We start from the raw sequence: 26327 nt of genomic DNA on the forward strand, positions 1-26327 counted from the left end.
ATATTTGATCCTTATTGAATTATGTTTCCAAATAACCTGACTAAGTCATGATTGAGCTGTTTCATATTTTTACTTTTTTCAGACTCCTGTACAGTTTCATCTAGATGAAGTGGAACTAATTTATGCACATCTCTTTCAACTAGATTACTCTTTTGGTGTAACTCCCTATTAGAAAGCGCTTCTTTATATATGTTTTCATCTTCGAACGTAACTTTGTACATTTTATTTTCGAATGGATATGTTGGTAACGGTATTCGGTTCTCATTTCCTTCAAAAAATGCAACTGAATTATAGTTCACACCTAACGTATAAAGTTTAGCCATACACAAAAGAAGCTCATGTACCGAATCAGAAACTTTGTCTATATCCATTGATATTAATCTCCCTTGCAAATCACTCTTACTCATTCCACATTGAATCACAACATCATTCTTCTCTACATATTCGGCAACATCCTTTGTCGTTATCGTATACTGCATATCTGTCATACATAAAGATTTTAAAATATCCGTATGCTCTTTATGGATAATTCCCATCGGAGTTATAATCGTATATTCATATTCTGTATCGTTTCTATTTTGCAAAATTTCACTTGTTAGATTTTTATTCCCTTTAATAAATTGGATTGCCGCTTCTACCGTAATGATTCCTGTGCACGCAGCCCCAACAAGAATCCCAATTCCTTCACACACGAAACTTTTAGGCTGTATTCCAGAATGCAACAACAATTTTCCAATCGCATATTGACACGAAAAACTTTGTATTTGTCGATAAGAAGTACTATTTTCATTCTCTTCCGTTTCAAACACATCTAAACACTTTTTATACGCTGCGTGAAAAATAAAAAATGTATCATTCAATTGCTTTATATGTGCTTTATCCAAGCATAATGTACCATCAAATAGAAAATGAGTTGTCATTCGTTTATTTGGATTTGAACGACCTTTTATCACTTCAGAGCGTTCTCTTCCCATTTCAATCGCTTCTAAAACGGAATAAAGATGTTCCTTCGATTTAATCACCGTTGCTACTTTGCACGATAACTCTTTTTGCGAACTATTCATAGAATAACAAACTTCGGGAACACAAAGATCTGGATTCTTCTTCATATGTTCTTTTAAACGCATTGCAACGTTTTGGATTACCTTCTCTGTTCTTCCAGTAAGCAGCAATAAAGAAGGCCTTTTCATTTCAGGTACAGAATGATTCACTTTTCTTTGCAAAATTGGTGCCTCTTCAAGGATAACGTGAGCATTTGTCCCACCAAACCCAAAAGCATTTACACCCGCTCGTAGCGGATGATTTTGTTTCTCGTCACCCCAAATTTGAGATTGTTTCGCTACTACATAAAACGGTGAATGTTGAAAATCTAAATTTGGATTTGGCGTATCATAATTGACTGTATGCGGAATCATTTTATGTTTCATCGCAAGCGCTACTTTAACAAGGCTAACAATCCCTGCTGCTGAAAGCATATGACCGATAGATGATTTGACAGATCCAATCCCACAAAAACCTTCTTTATCTGTAAAAGTACGAAAAGCGCGAGTCATCCCCTCTACTTCAATTGGATCTCCTAATGGTGTTGCCGTTCCATGCGTCTCAATATACGAGACTGTTTCTGGATGAACATTCGCATTCAAATATGCGCTTTGAATCACTTCTGCCTGTCCTTGAGGTCTCGGTGCTGTAATGCCTTGAGAACGTCCATCGTTATTAATAGCCGATCCTTTAATAACAGCAAATATATGATCCCCATCTTCCATTGCCTGCTCTAATGATTTCAGAAGAACTGCCCCTGCTCCTTCCGATAAAACCATACCATTTGCTCTTGCATCAAAAGGATAACAGTTTCCATTGGATGATAAAGCTGTCACTCTACTCAAACTAACAAATGGCGTAGGTGATAAATTTAAATTCACACCCCCTGCTATCGCCATATTCGTTTCACCTTGTCGTATACTTTGACATGCATGATGAAGAGCAACAAGAGAAGACGAACAAGCGGTATTTACAATCATGCTTGGTCCCGTTAAATTTAAACAATGGCTAACCCTTGCAGCGACCTCATTCACTCCATTTCCTGCAATTGCATCTGCCACTAGTTGTCCAGGCTCTAATATACGTACCATCTGTTTAAGAAGATTTTGGCGATCTGACAGAGGAAGATGTGCAAAAGCGGTATCTTTCTCTAATACATCTTTCATCATCATGTAATAACGATATCCAATAAAGTGCTCCATATACGTATTCTGTTCGCATCCGACAAACACACCGATCTGATTTGTTCGATGCTTTCCACCATAACCTGCTTGTTGCAAGGCTTCCCAAGCAACTTGCATAAAGATTCTTTGTTGTGGATCAGTTGCTTCCGCTTCTTTCGGGGACATGCCGAAGAATAACGGATCAAAGTCATATGGTCTCTCAATAAACCCACCGTGTTTAGAGTAAGTTTTATGCAGTATCCCTTGATCTGAACTATAATGATATTCTTTTCTCCAACGATCCTCTGGAACCTCTCGAATCATACATTCCCCTTCTTGTAATATCTTCCAGTATTCTTCTAAATTATTTGCCCCAGGTATTCGAACACTCATGCCAATAATTGCGATATCTTTTACCAATTCTTCATCTTTACCTATCTTTTCTTTCTGCCTCACTTCTACCTTTTCTTGACGATTTACTGCATACGTTTTTTCAATATATTCAGCTAGTGCTTCTGGAGTTTGATATTCAAATAATAAAGTAGGATATAATTCTGTATTTAATTGTTTTCCAATCTCCGCAATAACTTTCGTAGCTTTTAATGAATCAATCGATAACTCCAAGAAATTCTTTGTAACTTCAAGACTTTCAGCATCACAATTTATTTCTGCCGCAATTACTTGATACACAATTTCTTTTATTTCTTTTGCAGTTTTATAGCGAACAGGATGTGCAGGCTCATTGGCAGGAGATAATACGACCACCTTTTCTGCTACATTGTTTGCTACACAATCTTCCTGCCGATCGAGAATATGAACAACACTTTTTCCCTCATATTGCAGCACTTCAAAAAATGCTTGCGTTCCGCCTTCTGATGAAAGCGGATTTAGTTTTTGCGCTTTTACTGCAAGAGCAGATAAATCCCCAAACATTTCTGACAACCCTTTATCAGCCCATAAAGAATAGTTTATAGATAACGAACGACCAGGTGCACCAGTATTCTTTCTATACTGACTATAACCATTTAAAAAAGCATTCCCTGCTGCATAGTCCCCTAAATTTGCCGCCCATATCTTTTTAGATGCTGAAATAGAAGATAGTGTTACAAAAAATTTCAACGGTTCTTGTCTTGTTACCATATCGGCTATGATTGTGCCCTGTACCTTTGAAGACATCACTTGCTGGATGTCGTTTAAATCTTTACTTAAAAGTTTACCTGCAGAATGATGAATAGTTCCCGCAGCGTGTACAACACCATGTATAGGACCATACAGTTGCTTAACAGCTTGTATCATTTCTTTCATTTTTTGTTCATTTGTAACATCTACTGCAAAGTATTCAACTTTCGCCCCTTGATTTTCCAAATCTTGTATTACATTTATTTTACTTACTACTTTCGAACTCAAATTTCCCTTCTTCCACTCTTCTCTAGAAGGCAGTTGCTCTCTTCCTGTTAAAACTAAATTCACTTTTGCTTTTTTTAAAAAAGCGCGTGCAATCTCTCCACCAATATGCCCCGTTCCTCCAGTAATGACATATGTTTCATTATCTTGTATTGTAATTTCCTGTTTCTTACTAGTCACAATTCTTTCTAGTTTTCGAACAAAGCGTTTACCATCTCGAATCGCAACAATCGCTTCTTCCTGTCTACCCGTACTTAATTCGCGTACAATGAGTTCTGCTAATTCTGCAAATTTATTCTCATATGCCTTGTTGTCTACATCCAATATACGACTGCTAAATTCACCATTTTCTTGATCAATTACCTGCCCAATTACCGCAGATATAGATTGCTGCGGTTTTTGAATTTCCTCATCCTGTAACACGGCAAAGGCTCTATCTGTAACAACTATAAATTCTACATTCTTATATGCTTTTATCTTTAAAGCTTTTGCCATCAATATAATGCTATAAGATGTTTGAAATAACGCACTTTCATCTTGAAGAAATAGCGTTGGAGTTATACTTTCTTTTGTACTATTCCATAAATGAATAATAGAGATACTATCCCCTTGTATATGCTGTAACATCATCATATAATCTTCGATGCTTTCAGGACGAATTGTAAAACGTGTATCTCCATCATAGTGAAATTCATTACCAGAAGTGACCACATAAACCGAAGTATTAATCTGCTCCAAAATACCACATACTTCTTTTCCTACCTGTTGTTCATCGTCGAAAACAAGAATAGAGACTCGTTTGTCACTTTCTGTATAAAGAGGTGTTTCCATCTCCCATTTCCATTCATAAAGCCAGTCCATAAAACGAAGTTCTTCTCCAAAATCCGGTTTAAAAATCTTGTGTTCAAATGGATAAGACGGCAATATAACCTGTTCATTCCCATAATCCTTCATAAATGTTTTCCAGTCTATATTTACACCTAGCGTGTACAATTTGCTCACTGCATTGACATATACATCCCAATTTTCTTTTTTTCGTTCAATCATCGAAATAAGACATTTGTCTTTATAAGAAACAAGGCCGTTCGCCATACTGGTCAATACTTTATCAGGACCTGCTTCCACAAAAATATTAATTCCTTTATCAAGGACATATTTCATACTTTGCTCAAATTTCACAGTTCCAAGAATATGCTCTAGCCAATATTCCGGATGAATTGGTTGGCTTATATACTCCGCTGTAACATTAGAAACAATAGGAATTTTCGGTTTATTAAATGTAATTGCATTTAATTCCTTTTTAAATGGCGCTAGCATCGGTTCCATGAGCGGTGTATGAAATGCCTGTGAAACTTTTAATTTTTTAAATACAATCCCTTTCTTCTCAAGCAAACTTAAAAACTTCTCCATCGCTTCCGCTTGTCCTGAAATGACTTGATGCGTAATATTATAGCCAGCAAACCATAAAGAATCTTTAAATGGTTCTAGCAACGGTTCAATTGTAGCGATTGAACTAAATATAGCTGTCATTGCGCCAGTTGTTTGAATTTTATTCATCAATTCCCCTCTAATCGCTACAAGCCTTGCTGCATCTTGCAACGTAATCATTTCTGATAAACAAGCAGCCACCCACTCACCTACACTATGACCTAACATACACGCAGGCTTCACACCTAAATCTAAAAGTAATTTTCCAAGAGCATAATCGATTGTAAATACAACTGGTTGCGTAATATGAGTTTGAGCAAGTAGAGACTCATTTGCTTCTACATATAATAAGTCCACAATACTTTGATTTAAAATAGGATAAAATGCTTCCGAACAATCATCTACATATTTTTTAAACCGTGGAACAAGTTTATATAACTGTCTTGCCATTCCTGCATACTGTGAACCTTGACCAGTAAACATGAGCGCAACTTTAGGAGATGCTTGCACCATCGTATTGTCTAATGAACTATTTTTCAATTTCTCTATTAAATCATCTATTGAACTTGCGATTACAGAATAACGATGCTTCAAAGGTGTTCTTGTTACATTTTCTGTATAACATACGTCCCCTAAAGAATATTCGTAAGAGTCTTCTAAACACGCAATAAGGTTTGTCACTTTTTGTTGTAATGCAGATTCACTATGAGCAGATAAACATAATGCATGTTTTGGAAGCTCTATCGCTTGATTTACTTTCACTTCTTTTGTTTCTGATGCTTCCTCTACAATTAAATGACAATTTGTTCCACCAAATCCAAACGAGTTAATTGCAGCTCTTCTCGGAACCCCTTTTTCCTTACTCCATTCTTTCGGCTCATCTAATAAATAAAATGGCGTTTGTTCTAATTTAATCATCGGATTTGGAGTAAAGATATTTATATTCGGTGGCATTTTGCGATGCAGTAGTGACATAATCACTTTTATGAAACTTCCAATTCCTGCTGCTCCTAGCAAATGTCCGATATTTGCTTTTACAGAGCCGATTGCAATGGATTGTTGGTCTACATTCCATTTACGAAATGCAGTATCAATCGCACGCACTTCACTAGGATCACCAACCCGTGTCCCTGTACCATGTGCCTCAACATATTGAATTGTTTTAGGACTGATTTCATTTTCCACATACAACGACTCAATAACTTCTCTTTGTCCATCTGGATTTGGTGCCATAACTCCAATAGAACGACCATCGTTATTAATCGTACTCGCTTTTATAGTCGCTAATACTTTATCTCCATCTGCCTTTGCTTTCTTTAAAGTCTTTAACATAACAAGACCCGCTCCCTCACCAGGAACAAATCCGTCCGCTTGTTCATCAAACACCATGGAACGCCCGCTGGAAGATAATGCTCCTGCATGGCTAAAAAATATATATGGAGCTGGCGTTAACAATAAATTAATACCACCAGCAATCGCAACTTCACATTCCCCTCTTTTTAACGACTCATATGCCATATGAAGAGTGACTAATGATGAAGAACACGCTGTATCAACAACCATACTTGGACCTTTAAAGTTAAATTCTTGCGATGTACGTGCTGCAATCATATTTAAAATGTTATCTACTAATATATTAGGATGCGCTGCCATGATTCCAAATTTCTTTTTCCACTCATTCATAATAGCTTCTTGTTGCACTTTCGGAAGAACCTTAAAACTATCGAACGTTTGTAAGTTTTGACGATTTAACGTACTTAAATGGTATTCATAGTAAGAATTCATACCTGCTCCAATAAAAAGCCCCACTTTTTCTCCATCAACCAGCTGCGTCGTATAACCAGCTCTTTCTACCAATTCATATGTAAGTTCAAGAATCATACGTTGCTGCGGGTCCATAATAGCTGCCTCTTCTTCTGATATGTTAAATAAACTCGCATCAAATGCATACGGATTTTGAATAAAGGCCCCTTTACGGCAATACGTCTTTCCAAATTGAGGAATTTGATTATAATAATCCTTTACGCTCCATCGATCAGATGGTATTTCTTGAATGCTGCATTTCCCCTGAACAAGGTTTTCCCAAAAAGCTTCTGGAGTTGAAGCATCCGGAAAACGACACGATAGAGCAATAACAGCAATATCATCTTCATATTCTTCTGACATTTTCCGAGAGAAAACCTTTACCTTTCCACTCTCAATTCCTTCATTCCCTTGTACAACTTTCACAATATACTCATCCATTTCATTCACTGTACGACAATTGATTAAAATATCATGGCTGAGAGTTAATGATAATTCATCTTCAAGATAGCCTAGTATTTGAATAGCTTTAATAGATGTACCACCTAATGATAAGAATGATTCATTATACGGCGTATGCTCCAAAGGAATCTCTAAAACTTTCGACCATATTTCTCGAATTTTTTCTGCATACTTACCAAACTCCATAGTCTTTTGTTTCTCTTTCTTTTCTTGTTTTTCTACTATATTTTCATCTTGTACTCCGACACTTAAATCCGTTCTACTAAGCACTTTCCCTTCGTATTTATTGTTTTTAAATGCGTCAATTAATACGAAACGTTGTACTTTACCGCTGGTCGTTTTCGGTATAGAAGGCGTTAAAACTACGTAGTCAATCGGGATTCCGATCAGTTCATTCACACGACTAACAATTTTAGAATATATTTTGTTCTTGTCTTTTTGTTTAATAGGAAGGCTCGAAAAAAGAGCCACTTTATCTTTCTCTTCTTTTTCATCGTGCCAGCCGCAAATTGCAATGCGACCAGGTTTAACTCCTTCTATCTTTTCAATTATTCCCTCTATATCATGAGCGTAAAAATTTTGACCATTCACAAAAATAATATCTTTAATTCGTCCTACTATTGTAAGTCTATCATTCAGTAGAAAACCCGTGTCCCCCGTCTTTAACCACCCATCCTGGATCGATTCTTTCGTAACACGATCATTATATATATACCCATCTGTTACATTTTCACCATATATTTGCACTTCGCCCACTATTCCTTCTGGAACAATATTTCCAACTTCATCCACAATCCGAATTTTCATTCCTGCTACAGGAGAACCTTCTTCAACTAACAACATCGCTTGCCGATCTGTGTCTAGACATTTCTCTACCCTCGATTCTGAAACTAGCGTTTTACGGTTTATACAATTCACGGAAGGTTCATCATTCCACTTTGGAAAACTGACAGCTAAACAAGCTTCCGCCATCCCATAAACCGGAAACATCACTTCTTTTCTTAAATGACATTGTTTCAATTTACTCATAAATTCACGCATTAACGAAACGGAAATAGGCTCTGCTCCATTAAAAATTAATCGTAAAGATCGTAAATCCCACTTCTTAAGCTGCTCTTCCTTTGCTCTACTTAACAGTAAACGATATCCAAAATTAGGAGAACCAGTGAGTGTAATACGATATTTTGTTATATAATCCAGCCATAAATTTGGTCTTTTGACGAATTTCATCGGACTCATATTAAACTGGTGAATCCCTTTTGCTGTTGGTACTAAATGAAAACCAATTAACCCCATATCATGATGATAAGGCATCCAACTAAACGATTTATCTTCATGATTGAGACGAATTCCTGCTATCATTGCCTCTATATTTGTTAATAAATTTCGATGCGTTAAAATCACACCTTTCGGTACACTCGTACTTCCCGAGCTAAATTGAATAAAAGCAGGTGTATCAGAAGGTGCAAGATTGATTTCTCCTCCTTCATTCGCACTATACAATGTTGATATCGAAAGAAATTCCATTCCTTTAACCGCTAGAAGCGATTCAATCTTTTCATGATGATTCATGACATGATCATCCGATAAAATAACTGGTTTCTTTAATAAATTCCATACAGCAAATAATTTATCCAAAATCGAATTTTTCACCTTCAGCGAAGTCGGATAAACAAGTGGCACAGGTATAATCCCTCCGAGTATACATGCCCAAAATGATATAATAAAATCACGACTATCTTCCAATACCAGCATGACATGTTGTCCTTGCTGAATTCCTTTTTTCTGCAATCCACCAAGGCAGTGTACCGCACGATTTAAGAGAGATTCATAGGATAAGAAATCCTCAACTCCATCGTTTTGAATAAAGGTAATTCCGCTATCTTTTCTTTCATCTGCTGCTTCCATTAACAATCGACCAATATTTTCTTTTTTATATAATTCCCCTTCGATATTTTTTCCAATTGCTATAGATAACTTACAATTCTTCTCCCTTTTAACTCGCTTCATTATGATTCGCTCCTTCTGATAAATCACTTTTATTTATATAGAACTCAAAAGTCTTTCATAAATATATGACTGTTTGTATCTTTCTTCATCGTAACCATCCAAATAAGAAGCACTATAAAAAGCAATAAACATAAACTAAATATATGCTCGTTCCCAAGCACTCTCATAATAATCGCTGAAAGAAACGGTCCAATTGTAGAACCTAAACCATATGTGATATTAAATAGAGCTGTCCCCGATGGCAACTCCCGTTCATTCAAACGTTGAATAGATAAAGCCCACGTTAATGGATATAAAGGTCCTATCGCAACCCCTGCAAGAAATGAAAATATTAATTTACTCACTAAATCATCGTAAACAAGAATTCCTAACACAACAAAAATTGCAATAAACAGACAAATTGCCAAACATTTTCCCCTTCCTATTTTGTCTGCGGCATATGTAATTGGAATTGCACCAATAATACCTCCAACTACAAAAATACCTAATGCATATCCTATTTCAGAGAGGTTAAAGCTTTGGGATAACAAAAACATTGGATATAAAGTAATCAATGTCGTTTCAGAAAAACCATAAGTAAACGCACCCAATAACGGTAATTTAATTCTTGATATCACCTTTTCCTCTGGATAAGCTGCTAGTAAAAAGAAACCCTTCAGCTTGCTATAGATAAGCAACGCTCCCATCCCTAAGGACATGCTACCAATTAGAAACGGCAACCATGCTTTATATTGATACATAATCGGTCCAAAAACTGAGCTAACAACCAATCCCATAGCAAAACAGAATGTATACAATCCACTAACCGCTGCACGAATATCTTCTTTTGTTACTTTTTGCAAACCTGTTTGTATACCAACTAGATTGAAGCTAATCCCCATCCCCATAATGGACATAAATAGAAACCATAGAAACACACTTGTTACAAAAGGAAATAAAACTGATCCTAAACTGGCACATAATAACCCTATCACTATCGTAAAGTGAATGTCTTTCCCTCGCATCTTACGGTCTAAATAAAGCGAACCAAGAGCAATGAATAGAAAAAAAGCAGAGGACACCGCTCCAACCCCTATATTCCCTATATGATGGTGTACCATATGTGTAGTAGCAAGGGGAGAAATCATCCCCATGGCTACACCCATAAACAAAGCTATCCCATAAATCAACCATTTTTTCTCATCGAAAAACCTACTATATTTCTCTCTCATTTTGAGTATTCCCCTTTTATTTCAAATAAGTTCCTCTCTCACACCGTATACTCATAAACTTTGAGATTATTTATTCAATATCGCTTTAAGCATTGGAATTTGTTCCGATCCAAACCAATACATATCTTGTTTCCCATAAACTCGAATGGCTTCTCCCGTAATACAATCTGATTGTGCAGATGCTAAGAACTTTACTGTTTCAGCAACCTGTTCAGGCGGTATCGCTTTATTTTTTAATGCTTTCGGTGCCATATCTGTATTCACCAAAGATGGACAAACCGCATTCACCTGAATATTATATGGCTTCATTTCTTCCGCTAACGATTTCGTTAATCCTAGGACACCATGTTTCGAAGCTGCATATGCACTCATAAACGGATAACCAATAAAGGAGGAATCAGATCCTATATTAATGATTTTCCCGCATTTTTGTTCTATTAAATATGGGATAGCTGCTGTGCACATATGGTACGTTCCAAAAACATTGACTCGAATAATTTCTTTCCACTCTTCAGATGTAACATCTGTTACACTTCCTACTTTTGTAATACCAGCATTATTTACAACAATATCTATTTTTCCAAATTGCTTACTAACCGCCTCTACAATATGTTGAACGTCATTCCATTCACCAATATCTCCCGGGATAACAAGCGGTTCTATACCCAGCTTCCGAATTTCACATGCTGTTTCATTAAGCTGATGCTCCGTTCGAGATACAATTGCAACACTTGCACCTTCCTGGGCCATTGAAATAGCAATAGCTCGCCCAATTCCTCTTCCACCACCTGTAACAATCGCCACTTTATCTGCTAATAACCTTGTTTTCCTAGCAGAATTACTCATAACCATAGGTGTTTGGTTTACCTTCGTTCCCGTATTTATCGTTGCTAGCATCGTATCTAGCTGTTTCATATATTCTTCACCAAGCTTTCGAATCGTAGAAGAATGATACAAATTTTTTGAATATTCAATATGAACTTGTAATTTTCCTTCCACAATAGAAAAGAAAAATTCAATCATAGATATTCTTTTTTGCCCCGGCATTGAAAAGCGACGATCCGTATTCTCTTTAGAGAATTCGAACACTTTAAAATCTGGCATATCTCGGTTTCCTAAATAGTTTGCTCGGATTGGTGTCAATTTCGTATCCGGATACATATAGGAAGGTAAATAAGGCGCAACGAGGTCATAACTAATTCCTCCCATTGGAACTTCATTCATATTATTTTTTATATTGCGGACAACTTCTAACCAAGTATCCTCTTTATTAATAGTTATACTTAGCGGATAATTGATAGCAAAATTACCAGGTGTATCAAAAAACATTTGTTGGTTTTCAACGTTTCTACCATGTGTCCGGTGACTTACAACAACTTTTGATTGATTATACAAACTACTAAGCATTTTATATAATGGTGCAAGCAACATAGAATAAACGTTACTTTTAAAATAATCTTTTGCTTTTCCTAATAAGATAGCTGTCGCTGATTTCTCTATCAAAAAACTTTCCATACAAGTCGATTGTTCATCGTTTGTCCCTAAATTCGAATCTGCCGGAATATAAAAGGAATGTTCATGCATTGGGAATTGTTCTTTCCAATATTCCACATACTCTATAAGGTTCTCTTTCTTTTTCTCTTCTACTAATAAGACAAATTCTTTGTATGACTTTACAGTAGGCAGTTTCACTTCTTCATTACTTGATAAAAGTTGCCCATAAATTTGCCACATTTCTTTAAACAACAATTGATTCGTAATCACATCAGAAATTAAATGATGGCCAACTACCGTTATATCGTATATAGATTTAGACACTTTCATAATAATGACTCGCAATAACGGCCATTCTCCAATCTCAAATGTTTGAATGACTTCATCAATCAAATTTTTGAGAGATCGCTCTCGTTCATTCTCATCCATTTGTGTTCCATCGTATGTTTCTGCACTTATCGATATACCTTGCGGAAGTATACGTTGAACCCATCCACCATTCTCTTTCGTCACGACGCTTCGTAAAGCATCGTGACGGTTTACCAATATATTGAGCGCTTTATTAAAAGCAATAATATCAATATCTTGTTTATATAAAAACCTCGTATACCCCGTCCAGCGATACGGATGTTCAAAATAGTTCATCAACCACTGTTGTGCGGGACTTAACGGTATAACGTCACCTTTAGTAACAGTTGCTGTTTCCGTTACAACAGAACTTACATCTTGTCGCATCTCTTTTTTCTTTGTTTGTAAGATACTTAACATCACTTTTCGATCGAGTTTCCCATTATGATTTTTAGGCAAGCTTGATAAAAATTCTATACGATGAGGAATCATATAATAAGGGAGTTTTTGACCGATAAATCGTTTTAACTCTTCCTCCTCTAAACAATTTCCCACCACACAAGCAATGAGTTGTTTATGTTCCTCTGGACTATCCAGCGTCACCACTCCAACTTCTTTTACACTCGAATGACTGTGGATTACCGCTTCTATCTCTCCTAACTCTACTCGAAACCCTCTAACTTTCACTTGATTATCAATACGTCCATGATATTCTAAATTCCCATCAGGTCGCATTTTCACTAGGTCTCCAGTACGATATAAATATTTACTAGGAATTTCCGAAAACAAATTCATTTTAAATACTTCTTTTGTTTTTGATGGATTATTTAAATATCCTTTTGCCAATTGTATCCCACCAATCCAAAGTTCACCAATTGTGCCTTTTGGAACTTCTCTCATATCCTCATCTAATATTTTGACGTGTACATTATTTAAAGGCTTTCCAATTAAAATACTATTTTCTCTACCGTCCAAAATCTGATTGCCCTCAATAATATGGTATGTCACATCTATTGACGCTTCCGTTGGTCCATATAGATTCGCTAAGCCTGTACTTTCCCCGTATGTTTGCAGCCACTTTTTAATAACGGAAGCTGGTAATGCTTCACCGCTGAAAATGAGCCAGCGTAAATTAGGGAAATGATATGCTTTATCTTCAATAGAATGGATAAATTCCCCAAATAATGATGGTACAAAATGCATAACACTAATTCGCGTTTCTATAATCCATCTTGCCAAACGCCATGGATTTCTTACAACATCTTTATGAACAGGGCAAACTGTCCCACCAAACATAAGCGGCCAAAATAATTCCCAAATCGAAACATCAAAGCAGCATGATGTTTTCTGCGCAACTCTTTCCCCTAACTTCAACTTAAATATATCTTGATGCCAATTTAACCGATTCATATAGCCGCGATGTTGTAATACGACCCCTTTCGGATGACCTGTAGATCCCGAAGTATATAAAACTGTCATTATATCATCCGGATGATTGATACGTTCAATTTCTTGATGAGAATAACTCATCCATGTTTCTTTCTCTATTTGTTGTAAAGACATTTGTACATCTGTTTCCCAAGGATCTATATAAACAACTATATCCATCAACGTCTGTTTCTGTAACAATTGAGAGATTTGTGTTTTGAAAGCTTGCTCACTTAACAAGATCTCGACCTTTGCATGGTTTAAAATATAATGAATGCGATTTAACGGATAAGATGGATCAAGCGGTACATATGCAGCACCAGATTTTAAAATCCCTAACATTCCAATTAACATATATGGACCAGGATTCGTCATGATTCCAATTAAGTCTCCCCGCTTAACTCCTTTCTCTCTTAAACAATGGGCTAAACGGTTCGATAGATGATCAAGCTCAGAATACGTAACTTTCTCGTCACCATACTCAATAGCAATAGCTTGTGGTGTTTGTTTACATTGTTCCATAATATGAAAATATGGAACTTCTACACTTTCTACAAGCTGACGCCCCTTTTTTTCACTAATGATTGAAACCATTTCACGTATCGTTCTGCATCCAAATATCTTTTCTTGATCACAATTTCCAAATTCTTTCTCTATCCGAGTGATAACACGAATTCGTTGTAAAGAATCCATTCCAAGCACCACATCTAAATCTTTATCCATATCTCCTAACAAAATAGGTCTTGCACATACTTCTTCGACAATGTTACAAACTGCATCCTTCACCTCAGCATCTTCATTTATAATGATCGGTTGCCGTATATTTTGATGAATGGATTGCGCATATGCAACAAGATCTTTTATGTTATAAATAAAAGCATCTATATATTCTCTTATAAATGATTCATTAAAAAAATCACCGTCGTAATTAGAAGTAATCATAATTTTCCCATGGAATAATTCCATTACATTATCAATTGCCCTGTAATTTGTACATGTATAAGCCTCATAATCATATACTTCCAAACTGCCATAGTTTTTCTTGAGGTTCGTATTTCCTATAAAAGAAAAGTAAAGATTTGATTTCAACGTTGAACGAACAAACTGAGCCACTGTATCAGATAACTTTCCGTCTTGCAATTGAATATATTCCTTCGCTTCTTTGGCAGCTTTATGCGTTTGTGCTCGATCAATTCCCGATGTAACGTTTCGTTTCATTTCTGTATCTATTTTGTTGACAAATGTTTTCCAATCTGTATGTGTATAATCAAATGTCAATGCTAAATTTTGTGCAAATGCTCCTAGTACTCCCGTCGCATCAACATTCGGGTATACTTTTCCACTTGTAGGTATATTCAAAATCAAATTCTTATTTTCCACGTCATATTGCTTAACTGTTTTTATATACGCGCTCAGCAATAAGGTAAACAGCGATGTTTCTAGCAATTTTGCACAAGTCATTAAAGAAGTTGTTAACTCTTCATCTAACCAAAATTTTTGCGTTTTCGTTGTTACTCCAACAAACGGTTTTGTCATTGCTTCTTTACCAACTTGATACGGATTGAAAAAGTATTGCTCTCTCCCTTGATGATTCAAAAATTGTTCAAGACGTTTTTGCTCTATTTCATCTACCCATTCATTCATTTGCGATACGATACGATTGTATTCAGATGCCGAAATAGATTCTGTTAAGCCACTAGGCGTGTGATGCACTTTAGCGCTATATAATTCTAATAGTTCTCTTATTATTTGTTGGTTTCCTATTCCATCTGAGATTGTATGATTGATTGAGAGGACTATTTCATATTCTTCATCTCTTGTTCGAATCACTTCAATGAAATGTAGTGGCCATTGAAAAATATTAATCTTTTTATTTAGTGAGGTTTCAAAATGATGTTTGATTGCTTTCTTTTGCATGTCAACAGCAAGATGTCTGAGGTCTAATACTGAGATTTCAGGAAGTTCGATTTCTTTCACAATGTTTAAACAGTACTCTTTAAAACTTTCTGCACCTTGTTGTACCTGAAATACAGATTGCAATATTGGATGACGCCCTACTAATTCCTGCCAAGCTTGCTTTAAAAGATTTGTATCCAAGCTTCCTTTGACCTTTACCCCTGAAGAAATGGTAATCGTCGAGACAGCAAAGTAAGATATTAAAAATGGGTATTGCGCATGTATCATTTCAAGTGTGTCCACCTTTTCCGAGTTAGTATACTCAGAATTATGATTCAAAGGAACAGAAGTTGATAACTCACCTTTCCATTCGGTAAAAATACATGCGATATCGCCAATTGTTTGTAAATTCATAAGGAATTGTACCGGATGTTTCTCTGTGAAATCTTGTAGTTGTCCTTGTGGAATCAATTTCATCAATTCATTCATTAACGTAATCATTTTAATAGAATCTATCCCTAAATCACTTTCAAGATATAAACCCACATCTAGGTCAGCAACATTGTGTCCTGTCACATTCGATATAACCGAGAAAATAGAAGCAATCGTTTGCTCATCATATATGTTCGGTTCATCTATTTTTTTATGTTTATCATCGCTATCATTTATTTCTATTGCAGAACTTATACTGCTGGATAAACTATTCGTTGCATGCTGTTCTGCTTTCCACTTCACCATAATATCTATAATGTCATGAATGGTTTGTAACGACATTAGCGATTGAATTGGATTTTTAGACATAAAATCCTCTACTTGTTCTTGTGGAATCAACTTAATTAGCTCATTCATTAATGTAATCATTTTAATAGAATCTAATCCTAAATCGCTTTCAAGATACATATCAGTATCTAAATCTTCTACACGATGCCCTGTTACATTTGCTATTAATTTATAAACCGATATTTTATCTTTCTCACTCAATCGATATACAGTCATATAAAACTCCTCCAGTTCTTCTATTTATGAATCTTTTCATATCTATACGAGTTGAAACAAATGTAGCAAATATAATATTTATATCAAAGCAAAACAACGTGCATTTTTCTTCTATCTCCTCCTTTCAAAGCCTTAGAAAATCTATGGATTTTTCTAAACAAAACGTGAAATTTCTTCATTCTTCACAAATGAAACCTTTTATCGTTTTATATATCTATAACGTTATATAATTTTATCAATATATTCATAAAATTATATAAGTGATGCTTGTACTTATCATTTCTCCTCTCCCTCACCAATCCCGATTTATACGAGTAATATCTCCTTCGTCTTAAAATTTATGAACTCTTTACAATCTTAAGACGAAGGTAGTCTTACTATGTGTACACATATTACATACTATTTATCATTCTTAAACGGCCACCAGTTCGCCTCTCCAAATACTTTCACCATAACAGGAACAAATAACGGCAAAAACAATAGTGCATATAACATTAAGCCAGTTAAAACAATCGTTGCAATTTGTAATAAAGATAGTACACCTGATGGAATCATCGCTGCAAATGTTCCACCTAAAATAATCGCTGCTGAAACAATTACGGTTCCCATCTTTTTCATCGCAAGTACAATTGCCTCTTCAGGTTTCATATCTCGATGTTCATTAAAACGAGACATAAGGAAGATGCTATAATCCACTCCTAATGCAACTAATATAACAAATGAAAAAAATGGAACAACCCAGTTAATTCCGCTATAACCTAGAAGATGAACAAACACAACTTCCGAAACGGCCATAGACGTATAATACGTAATCACAAGTGATAAAATGAGATATAGTGGCATAATAATCGAACGAAGTAAGATTAGAAGAATAAATCCAACTCCCGCTAACATAAGCAAGACTGTTCGATTATAATCTTCATTTGATATATTTCTAAGATCAGCTTGCGAACTCGATACGCCACCAATTCCTAATTTCGCGTTCTCAAGGGGGGAGTCTTTTACAGCTCTCTTAACAGCTGATTCGATTTCTACAATTTGATTCATCGCGTCTAATGAGTATGGATTGTATTTAAATATGACATCGAACGTTACAGTTTTTTTATCGGGTGACATATATGTTTCAAATACTTCTTGAAAATCGTTACTCTTTAACACTTCATTCGGTATAAACCATCCTGCCATCTGGTTATCTGGCGCTTGTGAAAGTGCCGTAAAATATTCCCCTGCATTTTGTATCCCGCCAGAAACTTGATTTAATCCATTTACTCCCTCTTTTAAACCAGAGGATAAATCTTGTAACTGCCCAGAGAAACTCGAAAAACCAGATTGGATCTGTTTCTGACCATCTTTTAATTTTTCAAGCCCTGTACTAAATTGTGGTAATTGTTGTATTATTTTTTTCTGGCCATCTGTCACTTGATTCATCCCACGTTCAAGCTCACCTAAACTAGAAATAACCTTTTCGAGTCCATTCGTAAGTTGCTGTTGTCCTTCCTTTACTTTTCCTAATGCCGCATTTGCCTCTTTCACTCCTGCTGTTGCTTTATTAAGTTCCTTATTTAAAGCTTGCATGCCTGCTGTCAGTTGTCCAGCACCTTTATTCGATTCTTGAATCATCTTTCTTGCGATTTGGAACTGTTGATCTTGTGATAGTTGTGAATATCTACTTTCAACCTCAGCAAATTTTTGATCCGCACCTTGTAACGTTCCTGAAAATTTGCCAAACTGCGCTCCTACCTCTTCATACTTACTAGCGAGAATCGATAAGCCTTCCTCAACTCGTTTATAATTTTCATGCAACAGTTGGCTTCCTTCCAATAACTTCTCTGCATTTTTCTTTATTTCAACAACCCCATTCTTTACATCACCGGTTCCTTTTACTCCTTTTGTCATTCCCTGTTCCAACAGATTTAAATTGGTATTTAATTCACCGATACCACCTTTTAATTTCTCTGTTCCATTAATAAGGTCTGTAACCCCGCTTGCTGCCTCTTCCACTTTCGGTTTCGAATTCAAAATAGATGTACTCGCATCCTTCAATCCACCAGCAACTTTTTGAATACCTTCATTTCCTTTTTGAAGTCCTTCATCTACTATCTTCACTTGATTTTTCACATATAATTCTGAAATTTCTTCTCCGACCGGTCGAGTCGCACTACGCAAATAATCTACCCCACTCACTTTACTCACTTCTCGACTTACCTTTTCAAACAACGGAAGATACTTTTCATTATCCATCGGTTCATCATTTTTTAGTACAATTGTCGAGGAAAGCACTTTCCCTGGGCTAAAGCTATCAGAGATTATTTGAAATCCTTTTACGGAATCGTACTTTTCACCAATTTCATCCATATCATTAAATGATAACTTTCCATCGTAGAAAAAAAGAAATGGCGCGATACAAACACTTAAAAATACAATCGTTAAAAATGGACGCTTTAAGGACAATCTGCCAAAAAATTCCCACATTTTACTTTCCTTATGTTCTAGAGAGCCTTTCTGTGGCCAAAATAATTTTTGATTTAATACCGCCATAAAGAAGGGCACAATGGTAAACAAAGCGATTAATAAAATAGCTACCCCAACTGCGACAGCAAGAGCAGATTGATATAACTTAAATTGAGAAAAACCGATTGTTGCAAAGCCAATCATAACCGCTATACCACTATATAAAACGGTCTTTCCAGCTGTTTTATATGTTTTTACAATAGCATCTGCTACATGATCTGAAGTTGTAAGTTCCTCTTTATAACGACTTAACAGTAAAATACAATAATCCGTTCCAATTCCGAATAAAACGACGACTAAAAAGATTTGCGTAAATGTCGATAAAGGAAAGTCAATCCAGTCAATTAAAAATGCAACAATCGATTGCGATCCTAAATAGCTTAAACCAACGGTAATAAGCGGAATAAATGGGGCAACGATTGAACGAAAGACAAGGATTAAAACAACAAGAATAAATATAATCGTAATCCCTTCTGTCTTCTTCAACCCTTCTTCAGAACTCTTCAATACGTCGTCAGTGATGACCCAAGCTCCTGTATAATAATACTTCACCTTCACCCCCTGTAAAGCTTTATCTAATCCCTTTTTTACAGCATCCACAGATAACCCCTTATCCCGAAACGACAGGGATACTAATACAGTCTTCTCATCCTTAGATAGCATTTCACTTTTCAGCTTACTATTATCAAAATAATGTAATATTTTAGTGATCCCCAACTCTTCTTTTTTCTTTTCTATGTTCGCAACAGCCTTCCGCATACTGTCTTCATCTTCACTCGTTATTTTCTTATTCTTATAAAAAACGAGTGCAATTTGATGGTTTTCGTCTTTACTTTTTTGCAAAGACAAATCTGCTGCTGTCTTCGATAAAGAACCATCTGGAAGTTTGAACTGTCCTTTTTCTCGTACAAGATCCATCATATTAGGAGCAGTAGAAAGTAACACCGCTAGCGCAATGATCCATCCGATTAGGATGAACCATTTCCCTTTTATAATCGCTTGCACACTCTTCCCTCCATTCAAAAATTGTTTATTCACTACTACCTCGATTCATATTTGAAATGGATCGTGTAAAAGTGTGATTACCGTCAGATGACAACTTCTGAAACAGGACGACGCGGACTCGGTAATCCTTGTAACGTCGGATAACCTAAACGAAATTGAATCACACTTTGCCAATTTGAGTCATTTATAATCCCATTTAATTTCTTACCGATTTTAGTTTCTATCCCTAAAGAAATTTCCCTATCACGGCGCTCTGACAATTGATTTAATACTTGCAACGCAAGACCTTTTGCCGTACCAAAAAGGTGGATTCTTTGCCATAATTGTCCCGCTTTAATTACTTGCTCATAATTGTTCAAATCGCGAACTGCAATAAAGCCAAAAGCTGCTGCTGTAGGAAGCTGTTTCTCCTTCACTGTTTTTAACCAAAATGCATTATTCTGTTCTACTGAAAGCGGAGGCAACATTTTGGCAACTACCCTCATAAATGGAGATAATCCTTGTGCATCTAAAGTGATACCATCTTTATGTGCTTCGATTGCATCCCAAGTTTGTCTCATCCACTTCGCATCATCATTTACTTGATCTTGATCTGCAATAAAAGCTTCCGTAGCCTCAAACATTGCTTCGCTAATCATTTTCTTATCTGACGACGAATCAAATAAAAATAGTTTCACTTCTTCTTTTTCCTCGTTTAATTTGTGTAAAAATTGTAGCATATCTTTCGATACAGTTCGCTCCGTGTCATACGGAGCCCGATTCATATGTCTTTTCGGAATGGCATCATATAATTCTGAACGAACCGTTTTTCCTTCTGAAAGATTGACCTTTGCTATATGATTTTTCTGTGAGGAATCAGGGAAATATTCAATTTCAGAAGAATATCCTTTGGCTGCGGCAGCGATAACTAAATTTTCAAGAGCACACCCTAAACTAGCATGCATTTCTCTCAAAAACGGATCGGCTGTACCGATATTTCTAGCTTTATCCGCAAAAATATGAATATATGTATCTCCAATATCAAAGCGCCATGGCTGTGTATTATGTGAATTTGCAGCTAACGTTGCCGCACGCACAATTTCTTCCATCCCTTGAGCACTTGTATTCCAAGCTGAATAAGCGAGGCCTTCCCCCGAATTAAAAACCCCTGCATCAATTGCTCTCCAAAACCCGCCAGCTGCTAAAAGCCCTCCTACGACAGCAGATCCCTTTAAAAAATTCCGTCTGCTAACCAACTTTATCGCCTCCATTTCATCACCTCAATCGCTATGATTTGCAATGGATTGTTCAAGAAAATAAAACATCTCCGCAATAAACTCCTTCGCTTGGACCCCATGTTCAAGCAGATAACTTTCCTTACTTAAGACTAAATTGGACATCCCAATAATATTCGCATAGAGAACAAACGCTGTTTTCGTCACATCAATATCCGCTCGAACACTGGAATCCTTGATACCTTCTTGAAGAAGATTTACTAAATAATGAAATGTTTTTTCACCCTCTAAATCGCTCATGACTTTAAATTCATCATCCGCAGGTAACTCACTCATCGCTCCGTTATACAAAACAATCATCTCAAAGTACTTCGGATGAAGTTGGATAAAACGCACATATGCCTTTCCTAATAACTTCAGCTTCATAATTCCATTTAAATCTTCCCGTTCATCTAAAGTATCACTAACAATTCCATTTAAAGCTTGATACGCTCTATAAATGATTCCATGAAGCAATTGCTCCTTACTTTGAAAATACGAATATAGCGTTCTTTTACTGTACTCCGCTACGTTTGCAATTTCATCCATCGTTGCACCTTCATAGCCTTTGGCAAAAAAAACCGCCTCTGCCGCTTTCAGAATATCCTCCCTACGAATCTTTTTTTCCCTCTCTTTTCTTTCTATAATTCCCATGTATCCTCCTTACGTAAAACTTTAAGTTATTTAAAGTACACTATTAGTTTACTTACCAAAATCATACAAAAACGCAAATGATTTTTCAAGTATTTTCCATAATAATTGTATATTTTTAACTTTTAAGAATTTAAATTGTATTCTAATTACTTTTAGATTGTAAAATATATACAAAACTTTTAAAATAACTTTATTATTTTAGATTTATTGACATATGTGTTAGGAAAATCTTCTGCATTTATGGTAGAGTAGAAAACTTGAACAAATTTCTTTAGGCTATCCAAAACATCAGTGAAACCTATTTTTTGGGACAACCTTTCATGGTAGTTCTCTACATAAGTTACAAAATCGACATTCTTTTCTTGACCATTCTCGGCTTAAGTGATGTAGGTTCTGTAATCACACCGAAAGATTATGATAAAGGCGATGCTGATGATTATGTGATGCATGAGGATGGAGAAAAAACTTATTTTCTTATCAAATCAAAATCAGATGAATATTGCTTTACAAACAAAAGATGAATTCATTTAGATGGGACGAATGCTACAAGTAAAAAGCGTACGTTAAAACGATTTAGTTACAGCAAATATCCAATTAAAAACGTAATGCTTGAAACTGCTGGTACAATCGATTTAGATGTAGAAATTAAATTTCATATGGGGGGGATGAATATTACTCCATTGATGTTCATAAAAACGTATTATAGAATTAAAATATTTATATAAAGCATTTTTTAAAATTGAAGAAATCTCATATGATAATGACGTTACCTCACAATACGCTCATAAAAGTTTAGATATGGCTTCTCATACATTTAGTCGTATTACAAACGCACAATTAAATTTAGCAGAACAATTTAAAGAAATGAATCAAATTGCATTCAATTGGCTTGTCGATACAAAAAAACAATACAACATAAAAGACTATGGCTTTGTCTTTGAAAAATTTATCAATAATTGATCTACAAACAAAAAACCTTGTTATCAATGATAACAAGGTTTTTTTATAGCGTCCCAGGAGAGATTCGAACTCCCGACCCGTCTTTAACCCGATATGTATAAGCGCTTTTACAATCCGCTTCTTGATACGTTCACTGTCTCGGTCAACTGACCGTTTGTTTAAATTCTACCTTATTATATAAAGTACCGTCAAGGCGAATATTCTGCGATTAATCGACCTATCCCCCGTAAAACTATTTCTAATCGTCTCAAAATGCGAATCTCGGCGTAATTAGACACAAAAAAAAGCGGCGACAAATCTCTCCGTTAGTGGAAAGACTCGTCGCCCCACCAATACAGTTATGGTTTTTCTTTTTATCTCTTTTACTATTTAGCGGCTTATCTTTTATATAAGAAATTAGTCGATAATATATAAGATGTAATTCTTTTCGATAGAAAAGGATTACCGAAGTATGAGCGTAAGCGAATGCTTCGTTATCTTAAATCTTTTTCCTTAAATCTCGTTATAATAAATCTAGTTAGACGGTAAATATTACCCTTACGAAATCCCCTAAAATACCTCGTCTAATTGTACTTTTTTACCATTCCTCAAAATCCCGAAGAATCGTCGAATAAATGGGCGCCGTAAAGTTCTTTTTTACGTTCCATCCCCGCTTCTAACTTTCGTAATGCTCTCTCGTATGCTTTTTTGCTTCCGGAAACTCTTCGAAAAACTCGTCCTCGTCTAATGGCTCATATGGTCGATAGCTATTTCCTAATAATCCCCTACGTTTTTGAATCAATCGCAACTCTTCTAACACATTCAAATGCGTTCTCACTGTCTTTTCCGCTTTACCGTACTCCATTGCTAGTCGTTGTGTTGACGGCCAAGCGTATCCGAACTCTTCGTTAAAATAGTCAACGATCAGCGCGTACAGATAACTCATCTCGGCTTTGTACTTCGGATGATATACGTAGTGTTTTAAATTTGACGGAAGTTTGATGAAATTTCCTTTGTATGCCCCTTTTGCTTTACGAAATAGTTTTTGTTTTCTCATTTCTACGCCTCCCTCTGTAGTGTTTGATGCGTCACAAACCTTTTTCGCACACTTTTTCGTAAATTTCTTTTGTAATTTTTACCGCCTATACTATAAATGACGCAAGACCTGCCCTCGTCGCGCACCAAAACGCGATAAAATTTTTCAATTCCACTTACTAAGTCGCGTGAGATGTCCATTTCGCACACTTTCCAATTAAATAAACGCAAAAAAGCACCGCTAGCCGCCCTGTGCTTCTTGTTCTATCCTTTATATATTCGGCTATCCTTGTAACACCATTTCGATGTACTGAACAACACCCATTTTAGACAACTACCTATTTACAGAAAGACAATCATCTAATTGGTACGTAATTCAATAAAATGTAGAAAACTAAGGAGTGATATACATGTTTCATAGTCTGCTAAACGAAGGAAATGATTATACTAGTTACCATACATGGCGTCGCCCCCTCTCTATACCTTCTTACTATCCCTATTTCATACCAACCACTTATCAAGCAACGTCTTACAGTCCATATTCATATATTTACGGAGGGCAGCCAGACCCACTTTGGGAATGTTATTATCAGTGCGTAAATAATGGTGGAAGTTCCGCAAGTTGTTGTTTTTATTGCGGTTTATGCTAAACGACTTAAATAAGCGCAAAAAACACGCGTATAGGCTGCGCGTGTTTTACTCGTTCTATATATAAAATTGCCGTCGTCATTCTCATCTTGCCTTATCCGGGTAGATTTATTTTGCTGTCTCCTAGTTGCCGCTAGGTAAATTCTGTCCTTCTAGTACCGCTTCGATAAATTCTACGGCGCTCATTTCGTGTATATTTTCGATTTCCGCTTTGCAATAAATTTCGACTGCTCTGTAACAATCTGAATTGTAAATCGTTAACTCCTTTTTACCGCGTTCGCGCAAAGGTATTTCTCGGAAAGTTAGATTCTCCCCGTTAAATTCATAACATACCGAATCTGATAATAAATACGCTTCATACTTCGATTCCTTTAATCCATCTACATCCTGATACTGAAAATTAACCGTGATTCTCTCCATTTCCGTTTTCCCCCCTTTATTAATAGGCCGATACGAAAAGTCACACACCACTACGAGATTGCTGTCTCGTATCTCCATGCCACTTTAACGCACCACTTAGGTCGCTGATTCATCCGCCTGCCTACCGCGGACGAATCTTACGACTCACCTTTTCAAAATTACTCGCTGAAGATTAAAACCAGCGATTCATAATTTTCGATTCCTCCATTTTCCTGTTTTTATAGTACATAAGCAATAAGCATATCGACGGCATACAACGTACCACCTACGCCGAATACTCCCCAATACCAAATACGATCAGATAACGTCTCAAGACCGAAGTAATCGTTTAGCTTTGCGAACATAATACGTTGCCTCCTTAATGTAAACCCTTTGTGAGCGTAGTGATTTTCAATAAGAATTCGATGACGTTCATGTTACTAATCTCTTCTAAGTTAAGCCCGTAGTCATTGACTGAACCTTGCAAGTCGAGTACCTCTTCGTCCAGGACAATAGCGCCTGCTTGGTCGTAATGAAATTTGTTGATAGCTACGCCTGCTTCGTAAACACTAAGAATCAATGCATCGCTGATTTTCAGCCCCTTTTCGGTGAATTCAACGGTGCTGCCGTTGGGATTATTGATAGCTACTTTTACATTTAACTCTTCGGTATTTTTTAGATTCATTATTCAATCGCTCCTTTTTATAATTCAAAGTGATGTCACCTTGATTTGTTACTCGCATTATAAAAATGATGTCACCTTGAAGTCAACAAAAAAATCAAATATTTAAAAATTAATTTAAAAATGCTATCATAATGACATCACCTAATAAGGAGCGGATATAAATGGCTACAAATAAAAAGGCGTTCACTTTACGCTTACAGGAAGATAATTTTAAGAAGATACAGTTCATTTCCGAGAACGAACATAGATCAATTGCGAATAAAATTGAAGTTTTAATTATCAATGAAATCAAAAAGTATGAGCAAGAAAACGGAGAAATTATTGTAGAAGATGAAGAGAGCGCTAAATAATAGCGTTCTTTTTTATGGAGAATCCCCGGGGATTCCGAAAAGGAAACTCGAGTTTCTATTTAGATATCCTTTTGGTCACACGAAGAGATATGCAGCGTAAACTGAACCTTTCCGAAGCTCTAACGTAAATTCTACGGTCAAATAACGAGAGAATTGTCTAGGAA

The 26327-nt window shown here is 36.0% G+C and carries 11 protein-coding genes and 1 pseudogene; 2 read left to right on the plus strand and 10 right to left on the minus strand.

What is annotated here, in order from left to right; all coding sequences use genetic code 11:
* Positions 1-11: 11 nt before the first annotated feature.
* From MR063_RS03700 to MR063_RS03725, 6 genes are all read right to left on the minus strand, one after another.
* Complete coding sequence (locus MR063_RS03700; protein WP_242193451.1) at positions 12-9311, minus strand: type I polyketide synthase; 9300 nt, start codon at positions 9309-9311, stop codon at positions 12-14.
* A 44-nt stretch (positions 9312-9355) separates the two neighbouring features.
* A complete protein-coding gene (locus MR063_RS03705) occupies positions 9356-10522 on the minus strand; it encodes an MFS transporter (RefSeq protein WP_242193452.1) in 1167 nt (388 codons plus the stop codon).
* Between the two features lie 66 nt (positions 10523-10588).
* Positions 10589-16684 (minus strand): non-ribosomal peptide synthetase, encoded by a 6096-nt coding sequence (locus MR063_RS03710; RefSeq protein ID WP_242193453.1) that lies wholly within the window; start codon positions 16682-16684, stop codon positions 10589-10591.
* 399 nt (positions 16685-17083) lie between these two features.
* Positions 17084-20200 carry an MMPL family transporter gene (locus MR063_RS03715; RefSeq protein ID WP_242193454.1) on the minus strand — a complete coding sequence of 1039 codons (3117 nt, stop codon included), beginning with the start codon at positions 20198-20200 and terminating at the stop codon, positions 17084-17086.
* A gap of 83 nt (positions 20201-20283) precedes the next feature.
* The gene (locus MR063_RS03720) at positions 20284-21435 is read right to left on the minus strand and encodes an Acg family FMN-binding oxidoreductase (RefSeq protein ID WP_242193456.1); all 1152 of its coding nucleotides are present in this window, start codon (positions 21433-21435) and stop codon (positions 20284-20286) included.
* A 24-nt stretch (positions 21436-21459) separates the two neighbouring features.
* A complete protein-coding gene (locus MR063_RS03725; protein WP_242193457.1) occupies positions 21460-22107 on the minus strand; it encodes a TetR/AcrR family transcriptional regulator in 648 nt (215 codons plus the stop codon).
* Between the two features lie 320 nt (positions 22108-22427).
* Between MR063_RS03725 and MR063_RS03730 the strand changes: the two are divergent.
* A pseudogene (locus MR063_RS03730) lies at positions 22428-23067 on the plus strand (PH domain-containing protein).
* 655 nt (positions 23068-23722) lie between these two features.
* Here MR063_RS03730 and MR063_RS03735 read toward each other — a convergent pair.
* From MR063_RS03735 to MR063_RS03750, 4 genes are all read right to left on the minus strand, one after another.
* A complete protein-coding gene (locus MR063_RS03735; RefSeq protein ID WP_242193458.1) occupies positions 23723-24103 on the minus strand; it encodes a helix-turn-helix domain-containing protein in 381 nt (126 codons plus the stop codon).
* Between the two features lie 749 nt (positions 24104-24852).
* Complete coding sequence (locus MR063_RS03740) at positions 24853-25149, minus strand: hypothetical protein (RefSeq protein WP_242193459.1); 297 nt, start codon at positions 25147-25149, stop codon at positions 24853-24855.
* Positions 25150-25367: 218 nt separating this feature from the next.
* Entirely contained in the window at positions 25368-25493 is a 126-nt protein-coding gene (locus MR063_RS03745; protein WP_242193460.1) for a DUF3961 domain-containing protein, read from the minus strand.
* Positions 25494-25507: 14 nt separating this feature from the next.
* On the minus strand, positions 25508-25813 hold the full coding sequence (locus MR063_RS03750; RefSeq protein ID WP_242193461.1) for a hypothetical protein: 306 nt from the start codon (positions 25811-25813) through the stop codon (positions 25508-25510).
* Between the two features lie 161 nt (positions 25814-25974).
* Here MR063_RS03750 and MR063_RS03755 point away from each other — a divergent pair, with 161 nt between their 5' ends.
* Positions 25975-26163 (plus strand): hypothetical protein, encoded by a 189-nt coding sequence (locus MR063_RS03755; protein ID WP_242193462.1) that lies wholly within the window; start codon positions 25975-25977, stop codon positions 26161-26163.
* Positions 26164-26327: the final 164 nt, after the last annotated feature.

This window comes from Bacillus cereus group sp. BfR-BA-01492 (assembly GCF_022662815.1).
In the GTDB taxonomy this organism is placed as follows: Bacteria; Bacillota; Bacilli; order Bacillales; family Bacillaceae_G; genus Bacillus_A; species Bacillus_A cereus_BD.